Here is a 25,953-nt window from a genome sequence, read left to right as displayed (position 1 = left end):
GGCGAGGGCGCGTACGCCGTCGCCGAAGCGCACGGTCTCCCGGACGTGACGCACCCAGTACTCGGGCGCGCACACCTGCTCGGCGCCGGCCACGTCGCCGGTCACGTTCGACACGAGGGGCAGGCGCGGGGCGGTGTAGCCGATGCCCCGGGCCACTCGCGCGAACTCGTCGAGCATGTCCTCCATGTGCACGGAGTGAAATGCATGGCTGACCCGCAAACGCCTAGTCTTCCGGCCGTCGGCGTCGAAGCCCTCGGCGATGCGCAGGACTTCCTCGGTGTCGCCGGCGATCACCACGGCACGGGGGCCGTTCACCGCCGCGACGCAGACGCCGTCGGTGAGGCGGGCCCGTACCTCGTCCTCCGCGGCCTGGACGGCGACCATCGCACCCGAGGCGGGCAGCGCGGCCATCAGCCGGGCCCGGGCCGCCACCAGTGTGCAGGCGTCCTCCAGCGAGAAGACTCCGGCCACGTGCGCGGCGGCGATCTCGCCGATCGAGTGCCCGGCCACGAAGTCGGGCCGGATGCCCCAGGACTCGACGAGGCGGTACAGCGCCACGCCCGTCGCGAACAGGGCCGGCTGTGTGTAGCCGGTGTCGTCGAGCAGGGCGGCCTCGGCCGTGTCGGGTCCGGCGAACAGGATCTCGCGCAGCGGGCGGTCCAGCAGGGTGTCGAAGCAGGCCGTCACCTCGTCCAGGGCTTCGGCGAAGACCGGGAAGCGGGCGTACAGCTCCTGGCCGGCGCCCGGGCGCTGGGCGCCCTGCCCCGGGAAGAGGAAGGCCGTCCTGCGGCTTCGGCCCGTGGTGCGGCCGTGGACGAGCTGTGGCGTGTTCCGTCCGTCGGCCAGGGCGGTGAGGCCCTGGACCAGTTCGTCCCGGTCGGCGGCGAGGACGGTGGCCCGGTGTTCGAAGGCGGACCGGGTGGTGGCGAGTGAGTACGCGAGGTCGGTGACCGTGGTGCCGGGCCGCTCGGCCAGGTGGGCGAGCAGGCGCCCGGCCTGGGCGCGCAGGGCGTCGGGGGTGGCCGCCGAGAGCGGGGTCAGGACGGGTGCCGTGATCCGTGTCGTGTCTGCGTCGGTGGTGTCCGTGAGTTCCGGCGCCTGCTCGATGATCACGTGCGCGTTGGTGCCGCTGGCGCCGAAGGCCGAGACGCCGGCCCGGCGCGGCTGCCCGGTGTGCGGCCAGGTCGTGTCCTGCGCGAGGAGTTCGACGGTGCCCGCCGACCAGTCGACGTGCGAGGACGGAGCGTCCAGGTGCAGGGTTCGCGGCAGGACGCCGTGGCGCATCGCCATGACCATCTTGATGACACCGGCGACGCCCGAGGCCGCCTGGGTGTGGCCGATGTTGGACTTGAGCGCGCCGAGGAGCAGCGGGCGCCCGTGCTCGCGGTCGCGGCCGTAGGTGGCGAGCAGCGCCTGCGCCTCGATCGGGTCACCGAGGGTGGTGCCGGTGCCGTGCGCCTCGACGGCGTCGACCTCGCCTGCCGTCAGGCCCGCGTTGGCCAGGGCGCGCCGGATGACGCGCCGCTGGGACGGTCCGTTGGGGGCCGTGATGCCGTTGGAGGCGCCGTCCTGGTTGACGGCGGAGCCGCGCAGCACGGCGAGCACCTCGTGGCCGCGGCGCCGGGCGTCGGAGAGGCGTTCGACGACCAGTACGCCGACGCCCTCCGACCAGCCGGTGCCGTTCGCCGAGTCGGAGAAGGCACGGCAGCGGCCGTCCGGGGACAGGGCGCCCATCTCGCCGAACTCGACGAAGCCGACGGGGCTGGACATGACCGTCACACCGCCGGCCAGTGCCAGGGAGCACTCGCCGGCGCGCAGGGCCTGCGCGGCGAGGTGCAGGGCGACCAGGGAGGACGAGCACGCGGTGTCCACCGTCACCGAGGGTCCTTCGAGGCCGAGTGTGTAGGACAGCCGCCCGGACAGGAGGCTGGCCGACTGGGCGGTCTCCACGTGGCCGATCCCGTCGATGGCGGGCCGGTAGTCACCGCTGCCCCCGCCGACGAACACACCGGTGTCGCCGCCGCGCAGCGTCGCCGGGTCGACCCCGGCGCGCTCCAGCGCCTCCCAGGCGGTCTCCAGCACGATGCGCTGCTGAGGGTCGACGATCATCGCCTCGCGCGGCGAGATGCCGAAGAACGCGGCGTCGAAGTCGGCGACGTCGTAGAGGAAGCCGCCGTGCCGGGTGACGCTGCGGCCGCGGCCGTCCGCGTCGCCGCGGGCCAGCCGTTCGAGGTCCCAGCCGCGGTCGGCGGGGAAGCCGCCGATGGCGTCGGTACCGGCCCGCAGCAGCTCCCACAGGTCCTCGGGGGAGCGCACTTCGCCCGGGTAGCGGCAGCTCATGCCGACGATGACGATCGGGTCGTCGCCGGGGCCGCCGACGGCGGCCCGGCCGGCCGTCGCCGCGTCCTCCGTGTCCCGTTCCCCGAGCAGCTCGGCCCGTAGCTGTGCCGCGAGGGCCGCCGGGGTCGGGTGGTCGAAGACGAGTGTGGCGGGCAGCTTCAGGCCGGTGGCGGTGCCGAGCCGGCCTCGCAGGTCGACCGCGGTCAGCGAGTCGAAGCCGAGGTCCCGGAAGGCGTGGCCGGCCGGGACGGACTCCGCGTCCGGATATCCGAGGACGTCCGCGACCTCACGGCGGACGAGCGCCAGGAGCACCGCGTCGCGTTCCGCGTCGTCCGGACGGGCGAGGAGGTCGGCACGCAGCGCGCCGGCGGCCGCCGAGCCCGGTCCGTCCGCCGGGTCGCCGTCCGGGGCACCCGTCGTCGCGGCGAGGGCGGCACGCGCCTCGGGCAGTTCCGCGAACAGGGCGGTGGACCGGATCTGCGTGAACGCGGGCGCGAAACGCTCCCACACCACATCGGCGACGGTGACGGACGCGGCGTCCTCCCCGAGGGCCCTGCCCAGCACGCCCAGGGCGTGTTCGGGTGCCATGGGGGGCAGCCCGCTGGCGCGCAGGTGCCGGCCGAGTGAGCCGTCGGCGAGGTCCGTCCAGGCACCCCACGCCACGCACAGGGCGGTCTCGCCCCGGGCACTCCGGCGCCGCGCGACGGCGTCGAGGTAGGCGCTCGCCGCCGCGCCCTCCTCCTGTCCACGCACGCCCCAGGTCCCGGCGATCGACGCGAACAGCACGAAGGCGTCGAGCGTCCGGTCTCCGAGGGCCGCCTCCAGAGCGTCGACGCCGGCCCGGACACGGTCGAGACCGACGGAGTCCGTGGCGGGCTCGTCGCCCTGGCCGGTGTGGATCACGGCGGTCAGCGGATACCAGTCCGGGATGCCGTCGAGGGCCGCCGTCAACGCGCCGGCGTCGGCCGGATCGACGCTGACGACGGTGAGTCCGGTACCCAGCTCCGTCAGTTCGGCGTCCAGCGCCGCCGCTTCGTCGGGTCCCGTCTCCCCCGCGCCGGCCAGCAGCACGTACCCGGCACCGCGGCGGGCGAGCCAGCGGGCGGTGTGCCCGCCGAAGCCCCGTACGCCGCCGATGACGAGAACCGCGCCCTCCGGGTGCCAGCCCTCCACGGCAGCGCCCGACGGCGGCAGGGCTCGCACGAGGCGCCTGGCGTAGACGCCCGAGGTGCGCAGCGCGAGCTGGTCCTCGCCGCCGGAGTCCGCCAGCGCCGCGCGCAGCCGCTCCGCCGCGCGCTCGTCCAGCACGTCGGGTACGTCGATCAGGCCGCCCCAGCGGGCCGGGTGTTCCAGGCCCGTGACACTGCCGAGTCCCCAGACCGCGGCCTGGGCGGGGTCGGCGGACGTGTCGGAACGTCCGACGCTCACCGCACCGCGCGTGGCACACCACACGGAAGCCTCGACCCCGGCCGCCGCCAGCGCCTGCGTGAGGACATCCGGACGGCCGAGTCCGGCCGGCAGGATGTCCGCGCCGTCCTCGCCGGTCGCTGGCACGGCGAGCAGGGACAGCACACCGGCGATCGGGCCGCCGTCAGCCGCGAGCGCGGCGACGCGCTCGACGAACGCGTCGCGGTCCGCCACGTCGACAGCGAGGCGCTCGGCCTGTGCGCCGAGGGCGCCGACGACGGAGGCGACCCACGGGTCCTCGGCACGGTGCGAGGGCACGAGCACGAGCCAGGTCGCGGCGAGCGCGGAAGCGGCGCCGACTCGCGCGGCCGTGCCCGTGAGCGGCTTCCAGGTGATCCGGTAGCGCCAGTCGTCCACGGGGTCCGAGGCGGCCGGTACCTGCGCGGGTGCGGCTTCGGGCCAGTACAGCTCGCGCTGGAAGGGGTACGTCGGCAACTGGACCCGCTGGGCGCCGGAACCGTCGAACAGCCGGGCCCAGTCCACGTCGACACCCGCACAGTGCGTCCGCGCCAGAGCGGTGACCAGGGCGGCCTCCTCGGAGCCGTCCTTGCGGAGGGCGGGGACAGCTACAACTGCGCTGTCGTCCACGCAGACCGCCGTCAGTGCCGTGAGCACGCTGTCGGGACCGAGTTCCAGGAAGGCGGTGGCACCGGCCTCGCTCAAGGTGCTGACTCCGTCGGCGAAGCGGACCGTCTCACGAACGTGCCGCACCCAGTACTCCGGGTCGCACACCAACTCGGACGACGCCAACTCACCCGTCACGTTCGACACCAGCGGAATCTCCGGCGCCGAGAAGGACAGCCCCGCCACAACCGCCCGGAAGTCCTCCAGCATCGGGTCCATCAACGGCGAGTGGAAGGCATGCGACACCCGCAGCGGCGTCACCCTGCGCCCCAGCACCTCGAAGTGGGAGCGGATCGACTCGACCGCATCCTGGGCGCCGGAGACCACGACCGACGACGGACCGTTGACTGCAGCAACAGACGTGAACTCATCCAGAACCGGCCGCACTTCGTCCTCGGTCGCCTCGACGGCGAGCATCGCGCCACCCTCGGGCAGCGCCTCCATCAGCCTGCCGCGGGCAGCCACCAGCGCGCAGGCGTTCTCAAGGGAGAACACCCCGGCCACGTGCGCGGCAGCCACCTCACCGACCGAATGCCCGGCCACGAACTCCGCCCGCACACCCAGCGATTCGACCAGACGGAACAACGCCACCTCGACCGCGAACAACCCCGCCTGCGCATACACGGTCCGGTCAAGCACGTCGCCGTCACCGCCCCACACCACATCACGCACAGGACGGTCCAGATGCAGGTCCAACGCCGCACACACCCCGTCGAACGCCTCCGCGAACACCGGGAAGCGGGCATACAACCCACGCCCCATACCCAGCCGCTGCGACCCCTGACCCGAGAACAACACCGCCAACGACCGCTCAACCGCCACACCACGAGCGACCTCGACGCCCTCCACCAGCACCGCCCGGTGCGCCATACGCGCACGCCCCGCCGCCAGCGAATAGCCGACGTCCACCGGACGTAGCCCGTCCAGTCCGGCCAGCTGCTCCAGCTGGGCATCCAGCGCAGCCTCGGACTTGGCCGACACCAGCAGAGGGGCCACGTCAGGCCGCGCAGCCGGTTCGGTTGTGACGGGTTCCGCCACCGGCGCCTGCGGAGCCTGCGGAGCCTGCTCCACGATGACGTGCGCGTTCGTGCCGCTCACACCGAAGGCGGAGACGCCGGCCCTGCGCGGACGCCCGGTCTCGGGCCATGCCCGCTCCTCGCGTACGAGGGCGACGGCGCCGTCGGACCAGTCGACGTGCGTGGACGGGGCGTCCACGTGCAGGGTGCGCGGCAGCACCCCGTGCCGCATCGCCATCACCATCTTGATCACACCCGCGACACCCGCCGCGGCCTGCGTGTGACCGATGTTCGACTTGACGGCGCCGAGCAGGAGGGGCCGGTCTTCCGGCCGGTCGTGGCCGTAGGCGGCGATCAGGGCGTTCGCCTCGATCGGGTCGCCCAGCGGCGTACCCGTGCCGTGTGCTTCGACGGCGTCGACGTCGGCAGGGGACAGACCTGCCTCGGCCAGGGCCTGACGGATGACGCGTTGCTGGGCCCGCCCGTTGGGGGCGGTCAGGCCGTTGCTGGCGCCGTCCTGGTTGACGGCGGCGCCGCGCAGGACGGCCAGTACCTCGTGGCCGTTGCGGCGGGCGTCGGAGAGCCGCTCCAGGACGATGAATCCGGCGCCCTCCGACCAGGCCGTGCCGTCCGCCGAGTCGGCGAACGCCTTGCAGCGGCCGTCGGGGGCCAGCCCGCCCTGCACGGTGAACTCGACGAACGCGTCCGGGCTCGACATCACGGACACGCCACCGGCGAGCACCAGTGAGCACTCCCCGGCCCGCAGCGCACGGGCCCCGAGGTGGAGCGCCACCAGGGACGAGGAGCAGGCGGTGTCCACGGTGACCGCCGGGCCTTCCAGGCCCAGGGTGTAGGAGAGCCGGCCCGACATGACGCTGGCCGTGGTGCCGGTGGCGACATGGCCCTGCACATCGGCGGTGCCCCGGCGCAGGACGGACATGTAGTCCTGGCCGTTGGTGCCGACGAACACGCCGGTGTCGGTGCCGCGCAGCGCGTCCGGGGCGATACCGGCGCGCTCCAGGGCTTCCCAGGAGGTCTCCAGCAGCAGGCGCTGCTGCGGGTCCATGGCGAGAGCCTCGCGCGGCGAGATGCCGAAGAAGCGCGCGTCGAAGAGTCCGACGCCGTCGAGGAAGCCGCCTTCCAGAGTCCCGGAGGTGCCGCGGCCGAGGGTGTCGAGGTCCCAGCCCCGGTCGGCGGGGAACGCGGTGATCGCGTCCTCGCCGCGGGTCAGCAGCCGCCACAGGTCCTCGGGGGACCCGACCCCGCCGGGGAAACGGCAGCTCATGCCGACGATGGCGATCGGGTCGTCGTCCACCGCCTGCGTCGTGGGGATCCCCGCGCCCGCTTCCCGTCCGGCCGCGGGGACGGTGTCCGCGAGTTCGGCGAGCAGGTGCGCGGACAGGGCGAGCGGTGTCGGGTGGTCGTAGACGAGAGTCGCGGGCAGCCGCAGGCCGGTGGTCGCGGTGAGGGTGTTGCGCAGTTCGACGATGGTCAGGGAGTCGAAGCCGAGGTCCGTGAAGGCCTGGTCGGTGCCGACGGCCGAGGCTTCGGAGTGGCCGAGTACCGCTGCGACCTGTGCCCGGACGAAGTCCAGGACGAACTTCGGGCGTGCCGCCTCGGCGAGCGTGGCGAGCCGCTCCCGGAGCCCGGACTCCCCGCGCGCCGTCTCGGTGTCCCGCACCGAGGCGGCACGCACTTCGGGCAGGTCGGCGACGAGCGGGTTGGGCCTGAGGGTGGTGAACACCTGGGCGAAGCGGGCCCAGTCGACGTCCGTCACGGTCAGGGTGGTGTCGTCGTGCTCGATGGCGTGCCGCAGCGCGGTGACGGCCGACCGGGGCGGCATCGGGCTGTAGCCGCCGCGGCGTACCCGGGTCTCGACGCCGGCGCCGTCGGCGGCCATGCCCGCTTCGGCCCAGGGGCCCCAGGCCACGGACGTGGCGGGCAGGCCCTGCCCGCGCCGGTGTTCGGCGAGGGCGTCGAGGAAGGCGTTGGCGGCGGCGTAGTTGGCCTGTCCGGCCGAGCCGAGGGTCGCCGCGGTCGAGGAGAACAGGACGAAGGCCGTGAGGCCGGCGGCCCGGGTCAGCTCGTGCAGGTTGAGCGCCGATGCGGTCTTCGGGCCGAGTACGGCCGCGAAGGCTTCGGGGGTCAGCGTGTCCAGGACGCCGTCGGCGACGACGCCCGCCGCGTGGAACACCGAGGTGAGCGGGTACTGCTCGGGAACGGCCGCGAGTACGGCGGCGAGGGCGTCCCGGTCCGCCGTGTCGCAGGCGGCCAGCGTGACCCGGGTGCCCTGGGCGGTGAGTTCGTCACGCAGTTCCCGTGCGCCCGGGGCCTGTTCACCGCGCCGGCTGACGAGCAGGAGATGCTCGGCGCCGTGTGCGGCCAGCCAGCGGGCGACATGGGAGCCGATGCCCCCGGTGCCGCCGGTGATCAGGACCGTTCCGGTCGGGGTGAAGTCCCGTACGGCGGGGCGGTCCGCCACGGGGTGGCGGGTGAGCCTGCGGGCGTAGGCGCCCGAGGCCCGTACCGCGGCCTGGTCCTCGCCCGATGCGGCGGTGAGCAGACCCGCCACCCTGCGGACCGCACCGTCGTCGAGCTGCTCCGGCAGGTCGATCAGGCCGCCCCAGCGCTCGGGGTGCTCCAGGGCGGCGCTGCGGCCGAGGCCCCACACCATGCTGTGCGCAGGGGCGGTGAGCCGGTCCGATCGGCCGACCTGGACGGCGCCGCGGGTCAGGCACCACAGAGGTGCGTCGAGGCCGGCGTCGCCGAGGGCCTGGACGGCGGTGGCCGTGGCGAGCAGCCCCTCGTCCTGGAACGCGAGCAGGGACAGTACGCCGGTGAACTCGTCCTCTTCGGCGCTCAGTTCACGCAGCTGCTCGGCGAGTCCGGCCCGGCTCGCGCCGGCGGGCACCTGTGCCCGGACCAGCCGGACGGCGTCGGAGGCGAAGGCGTCGAGGAGCGGCACCGGCGCATCGCCGTCGGCGGGCGTCAGGCACAGCCACGTCCCGGTGAGGGCCGCTCGGGGGTCCGAGCCGCTCAGCGGCTTCCAGGTGATGCGGTAGCGCCAGCTGTCGACGGTGGACGCCTCGCGGCGCTTGCGCCGCCACGACGACAGCGCGGGCACCATCGCCGCCAGGGTCTCGTCGTCGAGCTCCAGGCCGGCGCCGAGGGAGGGCAGGTCGGCCCGTTCGACGGCGGACCAGAACTCGGCGTCCACGGGGTCGGACCACGCGGCGGCGGGGGACGCCGGCCCGCCCTCGGGCCAGTAGCGCTGCCGCTGGAACGGATAGGTCGGCAGGTCGCCGAGCCGGGCGCCGGTTCCGGCGAACACCGCGTCCCAGTCGACCCGTACGCCCCGGGTGTGCAGGGTGGCGAGGGCCGTGGCGACGGTCAGTGCCTCCCCGCGGCCACGGCGCAGCGCCGGGATCGCGGTGGGCGGCGTGTCCGTCTCGCCCGTGACGGCGCCGACGGCTCCGGTGAGCACGCCGTCCGGGCCGAGTTCCAGGAACGTACCGGCGCCCCGGGCGGTGAGGGTGCGCACCGCGTCGGCGAAGCGCACGGTGGAGCGGACCTGCCCGGCCCAGTACTCGGGCGAGGTCAGCTGCTCGGTGGTGGCGGTCTCGCCGGTCACGGTGGAGACGACCGGGATCGTCGGGGCGTGGTAGGTAAGCCCGCGGGCCACCCGCGTGAACGCGTCGAGCATGCCGTCCATGTGCGGGGAGTGGAAGGCGTGGCTGACCCGCAGCCGCTTGGTACGGCGTCCCTGGGCGGCGAGGCGGGCGGCCAGGTCCAGGACCGGTTCCTCGTCGCCCGCGACGACCACCGAGCGCGGACCGTTGACCGCGGCGAGCGACATGCGCTCCTCGTGCCCGGCCAGCAGCGGCAGCACCTCGTCCTCGGTCGCCTCCAGCGACACCATGGCGCCGCCGCCGGGCAGCGCGGCCATCAGCCGGGCGCGTGCGGCGACGAGGGTGCAGGCGTCCTCCAGGGAGAGCACGCCGGCGACGTGGGCGGCGGCGATCTCGCCGATCGAGTGCCCGGCGAGTGCGTCGGGGCGTGCGCCCCAGTACTCCACCAGCCGGTACAGGGCCACTTCCAGTGCGAACAGGGCCGGCTGGGCGTAGGCCGTGTCGTCCAGGAGTGCGGCGGCCCCGCTGCCGTCGTCGGCGAGGATCACGTCCCGCAGCGGCGGTTCCGCTTCCGGGCCGGCAAGTTCGAAGCGGGCCAGTACGGCGTCGAGGGCGTCGGCGAACACCGGGTGGGCGTCGTACAGTTCACGGCCCATGCCGGCGTACTGGCTGCCCTGGCCGGTGAAGAGGAAGGCCGGCTGCCCGGGTGTGGTGCGGCCGGTGACGAGCCGGCTGTCGGTGCGGCCGTCGCGCAGCGCGGTCAGGGCCCGGACCAGGCCGTCCTGGCCGTCGGCGGCGTCGGTCAGCACGGCGGCGCGGTGGTCGAGCGCGGCCCGGGTGGTGGCCAGGGACGCGGCCAGGTCGGTGAGCGGCAGTCCGGGCCGGGCGTCGAGGAGGCCGAGCAGCCGGCCGGCCTGTGCGCGCAGGGCCGTCTCCGAGCGTGCGGACAGGACCATGGGCAGGGCGAGCGCCTGCTGCGGCGCGGGCTCGTCCGTCCCGCGCCCGGCATCCGCCCCGTGGCCCGGGCGCGTCTGTGCCTCGGCGGCCGGGGCCTGTTCAAGGACGGTGTGGGCGTTGGTCCCGCTGAGGCCGAAGGAGGAGACGCCGGCGCGGCGGGGCCGTCCGGTCTCGGGCCAGGGGCGCGGCTCGGTCAGCAGCTCGACGGCGCCCTCGGTCCAGTCCACGTGGGTGGACGGCCGGTCGACGTGCAGGCTCGGCGGGAGGACGCCGTGACGCATGGCCATGACCATCTTGATGACTCCGGCGATACCGGAGGCCATCTGGGTGTGGCCGATGTTGGACTTCACCGAGCCGAGCAGCAGCGGCCGGTCCGCGGGCCGGTCCTGGCCGTACGTGGCGAGCAGGGCCTGGGCCTCGATGGGGTCGCCCAGCCGGGTGCCGGTGCCGTGGCCCTCCACTGCGTCGACCTCGGCCGCGGCCACGCCCGCGTCGGCGAGGGCCTGGCGGATGACGCGCTGCTGGGAGGGGCCGTTGGGGGCGGTGAGCCCGTTGCTGGCACCGTCCTGGTTGACGGCGGAGCCGCGGACGACGGCCAGGACGCGGTGTCCGTTGCGGATCGCGTCGGAGAGACGTTCGACGAGGACGAGCCCGACGCCCTCGGCGAGACTCATGCCGTCGGCCGCCTCGGCGTACGCCTTGCAGCGCCCGTCGGCGGCCATGGCGCGCTGCCGGCTGAAGCCGATGAACGCGTTCGGTGTGGCCATGATGCTGACGCCGCCGGCGAGGGCGAGGCTGCTCTCGCCGTTGCGCAGCGACTGACAGGCCAGGTGCAGGGCCACCAGCGAGCTGGAGCAGGCGGTGTCCAGGGTGACGGCGGGGCCTTCGAGGCCGAAGGTGTAGGAGATCCGCCCGGACAGGACGCTGGGGATGGTGCCGGTGACCAGGTGTCCCTCGGCGCCGTCCTGGGCGGAGCCGCCGGAGGTGTAGTCCTGGTAGCTGGCGCCGATGAAGGTGCCGGTGCGGCTGCCGCGCAGGCCGGCCGGGTCGATTCCGGCGCGTTCCAGGGCCTCCCAGGCGGTCTCCAGCAGCAGACGCTGCTGCGGGTCCATGGCCAGGGCCTCGCGGGGCGAGATGCCGAAGAAGGCGGCGTCGAAGTCGGCGGCCGAGGTGAGGAAGCCGCCTCGGGTGGAGTACGTACGGCCCGGGGCGTCCGGGTCCGGGTCGTACAGGCCCTCGGCGTCCCAGCCGCGGTCGAGCGGGAACTCGCCGATGGCGTCGCCGCCGGCGGCGACGAGGTTCCAGAGGTCCTCCGGCGAGGTGACGTCGCCGGGATAACGGCAGCTCATGCCGATGATGGCGATGGGTTCGTCGTCGGTGCGCGCGGCGGTTGCGGCCGTTGCGCCGGAGGCGGCCGTACCCGTGCCGGCGATCCTGGTGCGCAGGAACTCGACCAGGGCCAGGGGGTTCGGGTAGTCGAACACCATGGTGCTGGGCAGGGTCAGGCCCGTCACCGTGGCCAGCCGGTTGCGCAGGTCCACCGCGGTCAGCGAGTCGAAGCCGACGTCGCGGAACGCCCGGTGCTCGGAGAGGACGTCGGGGGACGCGTGTCCGAGGACGGTGGCCGCTTCCGCGCGGACCAGGTCCAGCAGCGCGCGGTCCTGCTCGGCGGCCGGCAGCCCGCGCATCCGGGCCGCGAACTCGCCGTCCGAGACGGGCTGCCGGGTCTCGGACGCCAGCCGCTGAACGGCGGGCACCTCCTCGAACAGCGCGGTCGGGCGCCCGGAGGTGAACACCGGGTGATAGCGGTCCCAGTCGATGTCGGCGATGGCGAGGACGTGCTCGTCGTCCTCCAGTGCCCGGTGCAGCGCGGCCAGGGCGAGCTGCGGGTCCATGAACTCCAGGCCGCTGCGGCGGATCTGGCCGGGGTCGACGCGACCGAGCTTGAGGTCGTCGGACCAGATGCCCCAGGAGACGGCGGTGGCGTGCGCACCGCGGGCGCGGCGGTGTTCGGCGAGCGCGTTGAGGTAGGCGTTTGCGGCGACGTAGGCGGCGTGCTTGCCGCTGCCCCACATTCCGGCGGTGGACGAGTACAGGACGAAGGCGTCGAGCTCTTCGTCGTCGAGGAGTTCGTCGAGGTGCCGGGCGCCGGTGACCTTCGCGTCGACGACCTTCGCGAAGGCCTCGGTGCTGGTCTCCTCCAGGGGGGCCAGCTCGATGACGACGGCGGTGTGCACCACGGTCCGTACGGTGCGGCCCGCGGCCCTGAGACCGTCGAGCAGTGCGGCGACGGCGTCGCGGTCGGTCAGATCACAGGCCAGGAACTCCGCCTCGGTGCCCAGCTGTTCCAGCTCGGCCACCAGTTCGGCGGTGCCGGGCGCCTCGGGTCCGCGGCGACTGGTCAGCACGATGTGCTCGGCGCCCTGCCGGGCCAGCCAGCGTGCCAGGTGCGGGGCGAGGGTGCCGGTACCGCCGGTGACGAGGGTGGTGCCGCGCGGCTGCCAGCCGGTCTTCTTCCCGGTGCCCGCGGCGCCGGCCGGGGTCACCCGGCGGGCGAGCACGCCCGAGGGCCGTACCGCGATCTGGTCCTCGCCGGTGGTGCCTGCCAGGACGGCGGCGAGGCGTACGGCCCCGCGCCGGTCGAGCGTTCCGGGCAGGTCGACGACGCCGCCCCAGCGCTCGGGGTGTTCCAGGGCCGCCGTCCAGCCCAGGCCGTGGATCTGGGCCTGGACCGGGTGGGTGAGCCGGTCGGCGCGCCCGGTGGAGACCGCGCCGCGGGTCAGGCACCACAGGGGTGCGCCGATGCCGGCGTCGCCGAGCGCCTGGACGAGGGCGAGCGTGCGGGCGAGGCCCTCGGACAGAGCCGGGTGGGCCGCGCTGGGCTCCTCGTCGGCGGCCAGCAGGGATACGATCCCCGCGAACTCCGTGCCGTCGGCGACCGTTTCGGTGAGGCGCGCGGCCAGCGTCGTACGGTCGGCACACGTCGGGTCCAGCACCAGGTGCCGCAGGCCGGCCCCGGCGGCGGACAGCGCGTCCGTCACGTCGGGGGCGGCCGGGGTGCGGCCGCTGACGACGAGCCATGTGCCGGTCAGCACGGCGGTGGAGGCCAGGCCGCCGAGGGGCTTCCAGGTCTGCCGGTAGCGCCAGGAGTCGACGGTGGACCGGTCGAGGCTGCGGCGCCGCCACGCGGTCAGGGCGGGCAGCACCGGGGAGAGGGTGGCCTGGTCGAGGTGGAGGCCGACGGCCAGCGACTCGACGTCCTCCTGCTCCACGGCGTCCCAGAACTCGGCGTCCACGGGCCGCTCCGCGCCCTGGCCGCCGCGCGGGTGGACGGGTACGGCCCACAGGTGCTCGCGCTGGAAGGCGTAGGTGGGCAGGTCGACGCGCGCGGCGCCGGTGCCGTCGAAGACACGGGTCCAGTCGGTGCGCGCGCCGCGCACGAAGGCTTCGGCGAGGGAGGTCAGGAAGCGGTTGCTGCCGCCCTGGTCGCGGCGCAGGGTGCCGACGGCGACGGCCCGGTGGCCGGTCTCCTCGGCGGTGGCCTGCACCGCCATGGTCAGCACCGGGTGCGGGCTGACCTCTACGAAGACTTGGTGGTCCTGGGCGAGCAGGGCCTCGACGGCCGGGGCGAAGCGGACGGTCTGCCGCAGGTTGCGGTACCAGTACCCGGCGTCCATGGCCGTGGTGTCCAGCCAGTCGCCGGTGACGGTGGAGTAGAACGGCACCTCGGCCGGGCGCGGGCGCACGGGTGCCAGGGCCGTCAGCAGCTCGTCCTGGAGCAGTTCGACCTGCGCGGAGTGCGAGGCGTAGTCGACGGCGATGCGGCGGGCGCGGATGTCCTGCGCGGTGAGGTCCGCGACGAGGGCGTCCAGCTGGTCGGGTGCCCCGGCGACCACCACGCTGCGGGGGCCGTTGACGGCGGCGACGGCGATGTCACCGCCGCGCGCGGCGAGGCGTTGCCCGGTCTCGGCGAGCGACAGCGGTACGGACACCATGCCGCCGGAGCCGGCCAGGACGCGGGCGATGGCCCGGCTGCGCAGGGCGACGACCCGGGCCGCGTCGTCCAGGCTCAGGGCGCCGGCGACGACGGCCGCGGCGATCTCGCCCTGGGAGTGACCGACGACGGCGTCGGGCCGGATCCCGTAGGAGCGCCACAGGTGGGCGAGCGAGACCAGCACGGCGAAGGTGGCGGGCTGGACGACGTCGACGCGGTCCAGGGTGGGCGCGCCATCGGTCCGGCGCAGTACGTCCACCAGGTTCCAGTCGGTGTACGCGGCGAGCGCGGCGGCGCACTCGTGCAGCCGCTCGGCGAAGACCGGGGACTCGTCGAGGAGTTCCACGGCCATGCCCGTCCACTGGGAGCCCTGGCCGGGGAAGACGAAGACGGTCTTGCCGTCCAGGTCGGCGGTGCCCTGGACCACGGTGGCCGAGGAAGCACCGGTGCCCAGGGCCTCCAGGCCGTCGTGCAGCTCCTGGGGGCCGCCGCCGATGACGACGGCGCGGTGGTCGAGCAGGGCCCGCGTGGTGAGGAGCGAATGGCCGATGTCGACGGGGTCGGGGCCGGGGTGGGCGGTCAGGTGGTCGGCGAGCCGCGTGGCCTGGGCGCGCAGCGCACCGGGGGTACGCGCGGACAGCACCCACGGGAGGGCGTGTCCTGCCACGGGTGCCCGCTCACCGCTGGCCGGTTGGGCGCGGCGGGGTGCCTCTTCGAGGACGGCGTGCGCGTTCGTACCGCTGATGCCGAAGGAGGACACGGCGCAGCGGCGGGTCCGCTCGCCCTCGGCCCAGGCGGCGGGGGCGGTGAGCAGGGAGACGGTGCCGGATGTCCAGTCGATGTGCGAGGACGGCTCGTCGGCGTGCAGGGTCCGCGGGAGTACTCCGTGGCGCAGCGCCATGACCATCTTGATGACGGCGGCCACACCTGCGGCGGACTGGGTGTGGCCGATGTTGGACTTCACCGAGCCGAGCAGCAGCGGCTGTTCGGGGGCGCGGTCCTGGCCGTAGACGGCCTGGAGGGCCTGGGCCTCGATGGGGTCGCCCAGGGCGGTGCCGGTGCCGTGCGCCTCCACGGCGTCGATGTCGGCGGGGGTGAGGCCGGAGTTGGCGAGGGCCTGGCGGATGACCCGTTGCTGGGAGGGCCCGTTGGGCGCGGTGAGCCCGTTGGAGGCGCCGTCCTGGTTGATGGCGGAGCCGCGGACCACGGCGAGGATGTCGTGTCCCTTGGCCTCGGCGTCGGAGAGCCGTTCCAGGACGAGGACGCCGACGCCCTCGGCGAGGGTCATGCCGTCGGCGTCCTCGGAGAAGGCCTTGCAGCGGCCGTCGACGGCCAGGGCCCGCTGCCGGCTGAACGCGATGAACGCGTTGGGGTTGGTCATGACGGTGGCGCCGCCCGCGAGGGCGAGATCGCTCTCCCCGTTGCGCAGGGACTGGCAGGCCAGGTGCAGGGCGACCAGGGAGGAGGAGCAGGCGGTGTCGACCGTGACCGCCGGTCCCTCCAGGCCGAACAGGTAGGAGAGGCGGCCGGAGAGCACGCTGGGGCTGGTGCCGGTGACGGCGTGTCCGGCGGAGGAGTCGTCCATGCCGATCCCGTACTCCTGGTACGTGGATCCGATGAACGTGCCGGTGGCGCTGCCGTGGACGGTCGTCGGGTCGATGCCCGCCGCCTCGAAGGCCTCCCAGGTGGTCTCCAGCAGCAGGCGCTGCTGCGGGTCCATGGTGAGGGCCTCGCGCGGCGAGATGCCGAAGAATCCCGCGTCGAACTCGCCGGCGTCGTGGAGGAATCCGCCCTGCGTGGAGTACGTCCTGCCGGGGGCGTCGGGGTCGGCGTCGTAGAGGCCGGTCTCCCAGCCGCGGTTGACGGGGAACTCGGAGATCGCGTCGGAGCCCTCGGCGACCAGCTGCCAGAACTGTTCGGGGCTGCCCGCGCCACCGGGGAATCGGCAGCTCATGCCGACGATGGCGATCGGCTCGTCGAACCGTCCGGTGGCCGCGGCCCGAACCGGGGCACGGCCGTCGTCGGCGCCGGCGATCTCCTCGCGCAGGAAGGCGGCGAGGGCGACGGGGGTCGGGTGGTCGAAGGCCATGGTGCTGGGCAGTGGCAGGCCGGTGCGGGCCACCAGACGCTTGCGCAGGTCCACCGCCATCAGCGAGTCGAATCCGGCGTCGCGGAACGCGCGGGTGGTGGCGACGCCCTCGGCGGAGGCGTGCCCGAGGACGGCGGCAGCCTCCCGGCGGACCGTGTCGACGAGCAGCTTGTGCTGTCCGTCCCGGTCAAGTCCGCGCAGCTGCGCCACGAACGCGGAGGCGGCGGCGTCGCGGCTCTCGCCGGCCGTGGCGAGCCGCCGCACCTCGGGCAGCTCGGTGAACAGGCGGCTGGGCCGTGCGGCGGTGAAGACGGGGACGTACGTCTCCCAGTCGACGTCCGCGACGGTGACCGTCACCTCGCGCCGGACGACGGCGCGGCGCAGCTCGGCGAGGGCGGTGGCGGGCGCGAGGAAGCGCAGGCCCTGGCGGGCGAGACCGTCGGAGACGGCCTCGTGGGTGGCCATGCCGGCCTCGGCCCAGGGGCCCCAGGCCACCGAGGTGGCGGCCAGGCCGCGGGCGGCGCGGTGTTCGGCGAGGGCGTCGAGATAGGCGTTGGCGGCCGCATAGGCGCTCTGTCCGGCGCTGCCCCAGACACCGGCGATCGAGGAGAACAGGACGAAGAAGTCGAGGTCGTGGTCGGCGAGCAGGGCTTCGAGGTGGGCGGCGCCCAGCATCTTCGCCTCGGCCGTGGCCGTGACGTCGGCGAGCGGGGTGGCGGCCAGCGCGGAGGCCTGCCCGACGCCGGCGGCGTGCACGACGCCGGTGAGCGGCCGGTCCTCGGGGACGGCTGCGAGCAGGGCCGCCAGCGCCTCGCGGTCGGTGCTGTCGCAGGCCGCGACGGTGACCTCGGCGCCCAACTCTCGTAGTTCGTCAGCCAGTTCAGGGGCGCCGGGGGCGTCGGGTCCGCGTCGGCCGGTGAGCACGAGGTGCTCGGTGCCGGCGCGCGCGAGCCAGCGGGCCACCTCGGCCCCGAGGGCGCCGGTGCCGCCGGTGACCAGCACGGTGCCCCGTGCGGACAGGTCGCTCTCGTGCGGGAGTTCGGCGGCGGCCCGGCGCACCAGTCGGCGGCCGTAGGAGCCGGTCGCGCGCAGCGCGATCTGGTCCTCGGCGTCGGCTGCCGGTGCGGCCAGAGCGCTGACGAGCCGCTGCACCGTGGGTGCGTCCAGGACGGGCGGCAGGTCGGCCAGGCCACCGAATGCCTGCGGCCGTTCGAGAGCCGCGACCCGTCCCAGGCCCCAGACGGCGGCCTGGACGGGCTCGGTGAGCGGGTCGGCGGCGCCGGTGGAGACGGCACCGCGGGTCACGGTCCACAGCGGAGCCGTCGTCCCGGTGTCGGTGAGGGCCTGGGCCAGGACGACGCTGAGCGCGAGCCCGGTGGGCAGACCGCCCCCGGTGAGGGGGCCCTGGTCGGTCAGCGGCAGCAACGACAGGAAGCCGGCCGCGTTCGCCGCCCCGGCCTCGGTGAGGCGGGTGGCGAGCACGTCCCGGTCGAGGCAGGCATCGTCGAGGACGAGTGGTTCGAAGCGGGCGCCGTGCCCGCGCAGGGCGTCGAGCAGCCCGCCGTCGTCCAGGGCGGCGGTGGTGGGTACGAGCCAGGTGCCGTCGAGGACGGGGGCGGCACTCGCCCGGACCGGCGTCCACCGGATGCGGTAGCGGGCCGTGTCCAGCAGCGTCTTCTCATGCCGGCTGCGACGCCAGGAGGTGAGCGCCGGGAGCAGGGCGGCGAGGCCCGCGTGCTGCTCGTCACGCAGTGCGAGCAGGGCGGCCACCTGGTCGGTGTCGGCTCGCTCGACGGCATCCCACAGGGCGATGTCGGCCGGGTCGGCCGTGACGGCGGTGGCGGTGGTCTCGGGCCAGTACCGCTCGTGCTGGAAGGCGTAGGTGGGCAGTTCGACGACGGCGGCGGGGCGGGGGGCGTGGTACGCGGCCCAGTCCACGGCGATTCCGCGCACCTGGAGGCGGGCGAGGGCCGTGGCGGCGGTCCGTTCCTCGTCCTGCCCGGCGCGCAGCACGGGGACCGTCTGGACGACGGTGTCGTCGGGCGCGAGGACGTCCTCGGCCAGCGCGGACAGCACGCCGTCGGGGCCGATCTCCAGGAAGGTGGTCGCGCCGGTGGCGCGCAGGGCGCGTACACCGTCGGCGAAGCGGACGGTCCGGCGGACGTGCTCGACCCAGTAGTCCGGGGTGCACAGCTCCTCGCCGGTCGCGAGCCGGCCGGTCAGATCGGAGACGACGGGCAGGGCCGGCGCGGTGTAGGTGAGGGTTTCGGCGACCCGGCGGAACTCGTCGAGCATGGGCTCCATACGGGCCGAGTGGAAGGCATGGCTCACCCGCAGCCGTTTGGTGCGCCGCCCCTCGGCGGCGAACTCCTCGGTGACGCGCAGGACTTCGGCCTCGTCACCGGAGATCACGACGGCGCGCGGGCCGTTGACCGCGGCGACCGACACGGCTCCGGAGTCGGTCAGGCGGGCGAGGACCTCGTCCTCGGTGGCCTCCAGGGACACCATGGCGCCGCCCTCGGGCAGCGCCTGCATCAGCCGGGCGCGGGCGGCGACCAGCGTGCAGGCGTCCGCGAGGGACAGCACGCCGGCGGCGTGCGCGGCGGTGATTCCGCCGACCGAGTGGCCGAGCACGGCGCCGGGGCGCACGCCCCAGGAGGTGAGCAGCCGGAAGAGGGCGGTCTCGACGGCGAACAGCAGCGGCTGGGCGTAGCCGGTGCGGCCGAGCAGCTCGGCCTCGGGCGAGCCGTCGGCGGCGAACAGGATCTCCCGCAGCGGCCGGTCGGCGCCCTGGTCGAGGTGGCCGAGCGCCTCGTCCAGCGCGGCGGTGAACACCGGGAACCGTTCGTACAGTTCACGGCCCATGCCGGGGCGCTGGGCGCCCTGGCCGGTGAACAGCAGGGCCGGCCTGGCCGTGCCGCCGGTCTCGCCCGTCACGAGGGCGGGATCGGTGTCCCCGGTGGCGAGCGCGGTCAGCGCGCGCATGAGGTCGTCGCGGTCGCCGACCGCGGCGGCACGGTGGTCGAATGCGGAGCGGGTGGTGGCGAGGGACAGGGCGATGTCGGCGGGGTCGAGTTCCGTTCGGGTCTCGGCATGGGCGCGCAGGCGGGCGGCCTGGTCGCGCAGGGCCGCGCGGCTGCGGCCGGACAGCGGCCAGACGGTCGTGCGGGGGCCGTCCACGGGCACGGGCCGGGGCTGCGTGGCTGCCGCCGTGTCCGGAACCTGTTCCAGGATCACGTGGGCGTTGGTGCCGCTGATGCCGAACGAGGAGACGCCGGCGCGGCGCGGCCGGCCGCTCTCGGGCCACGCGGTCTCGTCGGCGACCAGTTCCACGGCTCCGGCGTCCCAGTCCACGTGGGTGGAGGGCTGCGTGGCGTACAGGGTGCGCGGGACGACGCCGTGGCGCATCGCCATGACCATCTTGATGATGCCCGCGACACCCGCGGCGGCCTGCGTGTGGCCGATGTTGGACTTCACCGAGCCGAGCAGCAGCGGCTGTTCGGGGGCGCGGCCCTGGCCGTAGGTGGCCAGCAGGGCCTGGGCCTCGATCGGGTCGCCCAGGGTGGTGCCGGTGCCGTGCCCCTCGACCACGTCGATGTCGGCGGTGGTCAGACCGGCGCCGGCGAGGGCCTGGCGGATGACCCGCTGCTGGGAGGGGCCGTTGGGGGCGGTCAGGCCGTTGCTGGCACCGTCCTGGTTGACGGCGGAGCCGCGCACCACGGCCAGCACCCGGTGGCCGTTGCGGCGGGCGTCCGAGAGCCGTTCCAGGACCAGGACACCGACGCCCTCCGCCCAGCCGACGCCGTCGGCGCTGTCGGAGTACGCCTTGCAGCGTCCGTCCGGGGAGAGCCCGCGCTGCCGGGAGAACTCGATGAGGGAGGTCGGCGTGGACATCACGGTCACACCGCCGGCGAGCGCCAGCGAGCACTCCCCCGCCCGCAGTGCCTGCATCGCCCAGTGCAGGGCGACCAGCGAGGACGAGCAGGCGGTGTCGACGGTGACGGCCGGGCCCTCCAGGCCGAGGACGTACGAGACGCGGCCGGAGGCGATGCTCGGCGAGGTGCCGCTGCCCTGGTGGCCCTCGAAGCGCTCGTCGGCGAGGGTGGCCGCGTAGTCGTTGTACATGACGCCGGCGAACACGCCGGTCTGGCTGCCGCGCAGGGACACCGGGTCGATCCCGGCCCGCTCGATCGCCTCCCACGAGGCTTCCAGCAGAAGCCGCTGCTGGGCGTCGGTGGCCAGGGCCTCGCGTGGGCTCATGCCGAAGAAGGCCGGGTCGAAGTCGGCGGCGTCGTGCAGGAATCCGCCGAAGCGGGTGTAGGCGGTACCGAGGTGGTCGGGATCCGGGTCGTAGAGGGAGTCGAGGTCCCAGCCGCGGTCGGTGGGCAGGCCGGAGATGGCGTCGGTGCCTTCGCGCACCAGTCGCCACAGGTCGTCGGGCGAGGCCACCCCGCCCGGGTAGCGGCAGCTCATGCCGACGATGACGATCGGGTCGTCGTCGTGCCCGGCCGGGCGTGCCGCGGCCGTGGCGACCGTGCCGTCCTCGCCCATCAGCTCGTCGAGGACGTGGGCGGCGAGCGCGGTGACCGTCGGGTAGTCGAAGACGACGGTGGCGGAGGTGCGCAGGCCGGTGGCGGTGCGCAGCCGGTTGCGCAGTTCGACGGCGGTCAGCGAGTCGAAGCCGAGGTCCTGGAACCGGCGTACGGGGTCGACGTCCTCGGGGCCGCCGTGCCGCAGGACGGCGGCGACCTGGGCGCGCACGAGCTCCACGACCGCCTCGCCGCGGGCCGCGGTGTCGAGTCGGGCGAGGCGCTGGACCAGGCCGGCCGCGGCCTCGGAGCCCGCCACGACGGAGCGCCGGGCCGGGGTACGGATGAGACCGCGCAGCAGCGGCGGTACGTCTCCCAGGGCGCGCAGGACCGGCAGGTCCAGGCGGGCGGGCAGCAGCACGGGGGCGCCGAGCGCGAGGGCGGCGTCGAACAGCGCGAGGCCGTCCTGCTCGGACAGGGCGGGGGTGCCCGTCCGGGCGAGCCGCTCCACGTCGGCCCGGGTCAGGGTTCCGGTCATGCCGCCGTCGGCGGAGGCGTCGGCGGTCGGGGCCCACGGGCCCCAGGCCAGCGACTGGCCGGGCAGTCCGGCGGTGCGGCGCAGCTGGACCACGGCGTCGACGAAGGCGTTCGCCGCGGCGTAGTTGCCCTGTCCCGGGGCGCCCACGGAGCCGGAGAGGGAGGAGAAGACGACGAAGGCGGCCAGGTCGTCACCGCGGTCGTGGACCGCTTCGTGCAGGTGCCATACGGCGTCGCCCTTCGGGCGGAGCACGCCGCTGATCCGCTCGGGGGTGAGCGAGTCGATGACGCCGTCGTCGAGGACGCCCGCGGTGTGCACCACGGCGGTGAGGGGGTGTGCGGCGGGCACGGCCGCGAGCAGCCGGTCGACCGCCGCGCGGTCGGCGAGGTCGCAGGACTCGACGGTCACCTGGGCTGCGCCGAGGCCGCGCAGTTCGTCGGCGAACTCCATGGCGCCGGGCGCTGCCGGTCCGCGGCGGCCGGCGAGCAACAGGTGCCGTACGCCGTGCCGCGCGACCAGGTGGCGGGCGAGGGCCCGGCCGAGACCGCCGGTGCCACCGGTGATGAGGACGGTGCCGTCGGGGTTCCGGTCGGTGACCGGGGCGGTGGCGTCCGTGCCGGAGTGGCGGGCGCGGGCCAGCCGGGCCATGAGCACCTGGCCGTCCCGCACGGCGAGTTGCGGTTCGTCGCCGCCGAGGGCCTGCGGGGGCAGGGCTGCGGGGGCGTCCGGGTCGAGGTCCAGCAGGCCGAACCGGCCCGGGTGTTCGGCCTGGGCGGAGCGCACGAGACCCCATACGGCGGCGCCCGCGGGGTCCTGCACGCCCTCGCCGTCGGCGGCGACCGCGCCGCACGTGACGAAGGTGAGCCGGGAGGCGGCGCCCGCGTCGTCGGCGAGCCAGGACTGCATCTGGCCGAGGACGCGGGCGGTGAGGGCGTGGGCCGCTGTGGCCGGGTCGTCGGCCGGGTCGCCCACGGCGGGGGCGAGCACGACGTCGGGTACCGGTTGCGCGCCCGCGGCCAGAGGTGTGCCGAGGTGGAACGGGTCGTCGCCGAGGACGGCCACCGACGGCGGCGCGGTGGGGGCGGAGCCCCGCAGCCGGGTCCAGCGCAGCTCGAACATGGCGTCCCGGGCCAGGGCGGTGGCGGCGGTCAGTCGTTCGTCCGGCAGGGCGCGCAGGACGAGCGATCCCACGGAGGCGACGGGCCGTCCCTCGGTGTCGGCGACGGCGAGGGACACGGCGTCGTCCGCGGCCCAGGACAGCCGGACCCGCAGTGCGCGGGCGCCCTCGGCGTACAGCGCCACGTCCTGCCATGAGAAGGGCACTCCGCCACTGCCGTGCTCGCCGAGGTCCAGGAAGGCCGAGCCGTGCAGGGTGGCGTCGAGCAGTGCCGGGTGGAGGCCGAAGGAGCGGACGTCCGCGTCGCTGTCGGGCAGCGCCACCTCGGCGAGGACGTCGTCGCCGTGCCGCCATGCGGCGCGCAGTCCCTGGAACAGCGGCCCGTAGCCGAATCCCAGGGTGCCGAGCCGCTCGTACAGGTCGTCGGTGTCCAGCGGGCGGGCGTCGGCGGGGGGCCAGTCGGCTGCGGTGAGACCGGCGAACGCGGTCTCCTGCGCCGCTGCTTGCGCCGGGTCCGCGGCGGCGAGGACACCGCCGGCGTGCTGGGTCCAGGGCTGGTCCTCGGCGCCGTCGGGCCGGGAGTGGACGGTGAGGGTGCGGCGGCCGGACTCGTCGGGGCTGCCGGCCCACACCTGCACCTGGACACCGCCCTGTTCCGGCAGGACCAACGGCGCGGCCAGCGTCAGTTCCTCGACCCGGTCGCAGCCGGTCTCGTCGCCCGCGCGCAGGGCCAGTTCCAGGAAGGCGGTGCCGGGCAGGAGCACGGTGCCGCGCACGGCGTGCTGGGCCAGCCAGGGTTGTGTGCGCAGCGACAGCCGCCCGGTGAGCAGCAGTCCGTCGGAGTTGGCGAGGGAGACGGCGGCGGCGAGCAGCGGGTGGTTGGCCGCGCCGAGGCCCGCCCCACGGACGTCGCCGGTACGGCTCAGCGCGGTCCTGGGCCAGAACCGGCGGTGCTGGAACGCGTACGTCGGCAGGTCCACGGGCCGGGCGTCCGTGCCGGCGAAGTACTCCGCCCAGTCGACGCGCACACCGCGGACGTGCAGCCCGGCCAGGGCCTCCGTGAGGGTGTCGGTCTCGGGCCGGCCGGGCCGCAGCACCGGCAGGGCGCTGACCGGGTCGTGGGACTCGAGCGCGGTCCGGGTCAGCGCGGACAGCACTCCGTCGGGGCCGGCTTCGAGGAAGAGGCCCGCGCCGTGGCCGCCGAGCCAGTCGAGGGCGTCGGCGAAGCGGACGGTACGGCGGACGTGCTCGGTCCAGTGATCGGGCGAGGTCAACTGCTCGACGGTGGCGGGAGCACCGGTGACCGTGGACACGATCGGGATCACCGGAGCCTGCGGCGACAGGCCGGCGACCACCGCGCGGAACTCGTCCAGCATGGGTTCCATGAGCGGCGAGTGGAAGGCGTGGGACACCCGCAGCCGGTTCGTCCTGCGGCCGAGCGCGGTGAAGTGCGCGGCGACGGCCTCGGCCTCGGCCTCGGCGCCCGCGACGACGACCGCGGTCGGGCCGTTCACGGCGGCGAGGGAGACCCGGTCCTCGCGGCCCTGCAGCAGGGGCAGCACCTCGGCCTCGGCGGCCTGAACGGCGATCATCGCCCCGTCGGCGGGCAGCGCCTGCATCAGCGTGCCCCGGGCGAGGACGAGCGCGGCCGCGTCGGCGAGCGTGAACACCCCGGCGACATGCGCGGCCGCGATCTCGCCGACGGAGTGGCCGGCGAGGAAGTCCGGCTTGATGCCGAAGGACTCCATCAGCCGGTACAGGGCGACCTCGACCGCGAAGAGTGCGGGCTGCGCGTAGGCGGTGCGGTCGAGCAGTTCGGCGTCGGCGCTGCCCTCGGCCGCGAACAGCACGTCGCGCAGCGGACGGTCGAGTCCGGAGTCGAAGTGGGCGAGGACCTCGTCGAGCGCGCGGGCGAACACCGGGAAGCGAGCGGCGAGTTCACGGCCGGTGCCGAGCCGCTGCGAGCCCTGCCCGGCGAAGAGGAGGGCGAGTTTGGCGCGGGCGTGTGTGCTGCCCTGCACGGCGGCCGAGGCGTCGCCGCCGGAGAGCGCCGCGAGCGCCGCGGCGGCGGCCTCGCCGCTCGCCGCGGTGATCACCGCTCGGTGTTCCAGGGCTGCCCGGGTGGTGGCCAGGGAGCGGGCGATGTCGGCCGCGGACAGCCGGGGCCGGGCCTGAAGGAAGGAACGCAGCCGGGCGGCCTGGGCGCGCAGGGCGTCGGGGGTCCGTCCGGACACGAGCCAGGGCAGCACCGCCCCGTCGGTCTCCGCGACCGGTACGGGCTCCGGCTCGGTCTCCTCGGCCGGCGGGGCCTGCTCGATGATGGCGTGGGCGTTGGTGCCGCTGAGACCGAAGGACGACACACCGGCGCGGCGCGGCTCGTCGCGCTCCGGCCAGGCGGCCGGCTCGGTGAGCAGGCGCACGGCTCCCGCCGTCCAGTCCACATGGGTGGTGGGCGTGTCGACGTGCAGGGTCTTCGGCAGCAGGCCGTGCCGCATCGCCAGCACCATCTTGATGACACCGGCGACACCGGCGGCCGCCTGGGTGTGGCTGATGTTGGACTTCACCGACCCGAGCAGGAGTGGCCGCTCCGCGTCGCGGCCCTGCCCGTAGGTCGCCAGCAGGGCCTGCGCCTCCACGGGGTCGCCGAGGGTGGTGCCGGTGCCGTGGGCCTCGACCACGTCGATCTGATCGGCCGACAGCCGGGCGTTGACCAGGGCCTGTTCGATCACGCGCTGCTGTGAGGGGCCGTTGGGGGCGGTCAGGCCGTTGCTGGCACCGTCCTGGTTGACGGCGGAGCCGCGCACCACGGCCAGCACCCGGTGGCCGTTGCGGCGGGCGTCCGAGAGCCGTTCCAGGACCAGGACACCGACGCCCTCCGCCCACCCGGTGCCCTGCGCGGAGTCGGCGAAGGAGCGGCAGCGGCCGTCGGCGGCCAGCCCGCCCTGGCGGGCGAACTCGACGAAGGTCGTCGGACTGGACATCACGGTGACGCCGGCTGCCAGCGCGAGGGAGGACTCCCCCGAGCGCAGTGAGTGAGCGGCCAGGTGCAGGGCGACGAGGGAGGAGGAGCAGGCGGTGTCCACGGTCACGGCCGGTCCGACGGCGCCGAAGAAGTACGACAGCCGGCCCGAGATGACGCTCGTGGCGTTGCCGGTCAGGACGAATCCCTGGACGTCGTCGTCGGGACCGGTGCGGTACTCCTGGGGCATCGCGCCGACGAAGACACCGGTCCGGGTGCCGCGCAGCGTGAGCGGGTCGACGCCGGCCCGTTCGAAGGCTTCCCAGGACGTCTCGAGGAGCACCCGCTGCTGGGGGTCCATGGACAGGGCCTCGCGGGGCGAGATCCCGAAGAAGTCGGGGTCGAACTCGGCGGCGCCCCGAAGGAAACCGCCGGAGACGTCCGTGGGGCCGTCCTGCGGGTCGAGTTCCCAGCCGCGGTCGTCGGGCAGCCCGGTGATGCCGTCCCGCCCCTCGACGAGCATGGCCCACAGGTCCTCGGGGCTCGCCACCCCTCCGGGATAGCGGCAGCTCATGCCCACGATGGCGATCGGCTCACTGGCGGCGGCCTCGAGTTCCGTCACCCGCTGCCGTGCGCGCTGCAGGTCGGCGCCGGCCCGCTTGAGGTAGTCCCGCAGTTTCTGCTCGTTGCCCAT

General features: G+C 74.9%; 1 protein-coding gene (only partly in view). It reads right to left on the bottom strand.

Annotated features, from left to right (window positions below; genetic code table 11):
• A protein-coding gene (locus FB157_RS16710) for a type I polyketide synthase (protein ID WP_145880406.1) crosses the window boundary here: on the bottom strand, positions 1–25,953 show its 5' portion. 2,445 nt of this gene lie to the left of the window's left edge; only the first 25,953 of its 28,398 coding nucleotides appear in the window; it begins with the start codon at positions 25,951–25,953; its stop codon lies beyond the left edge, outside the window.

It is taken from the genome of Streptomyces sp. BK340, assembly GCF_007827595.1.
Taxonomy (GTDB): Bacteria; Actinomycetota; Actinomycetes; order Streptomycetales; family Streptomycetaceae; genus Streptomyces.
This window is presented reverse-complemented; position numbering and strand designations above follow the sequence as displayed.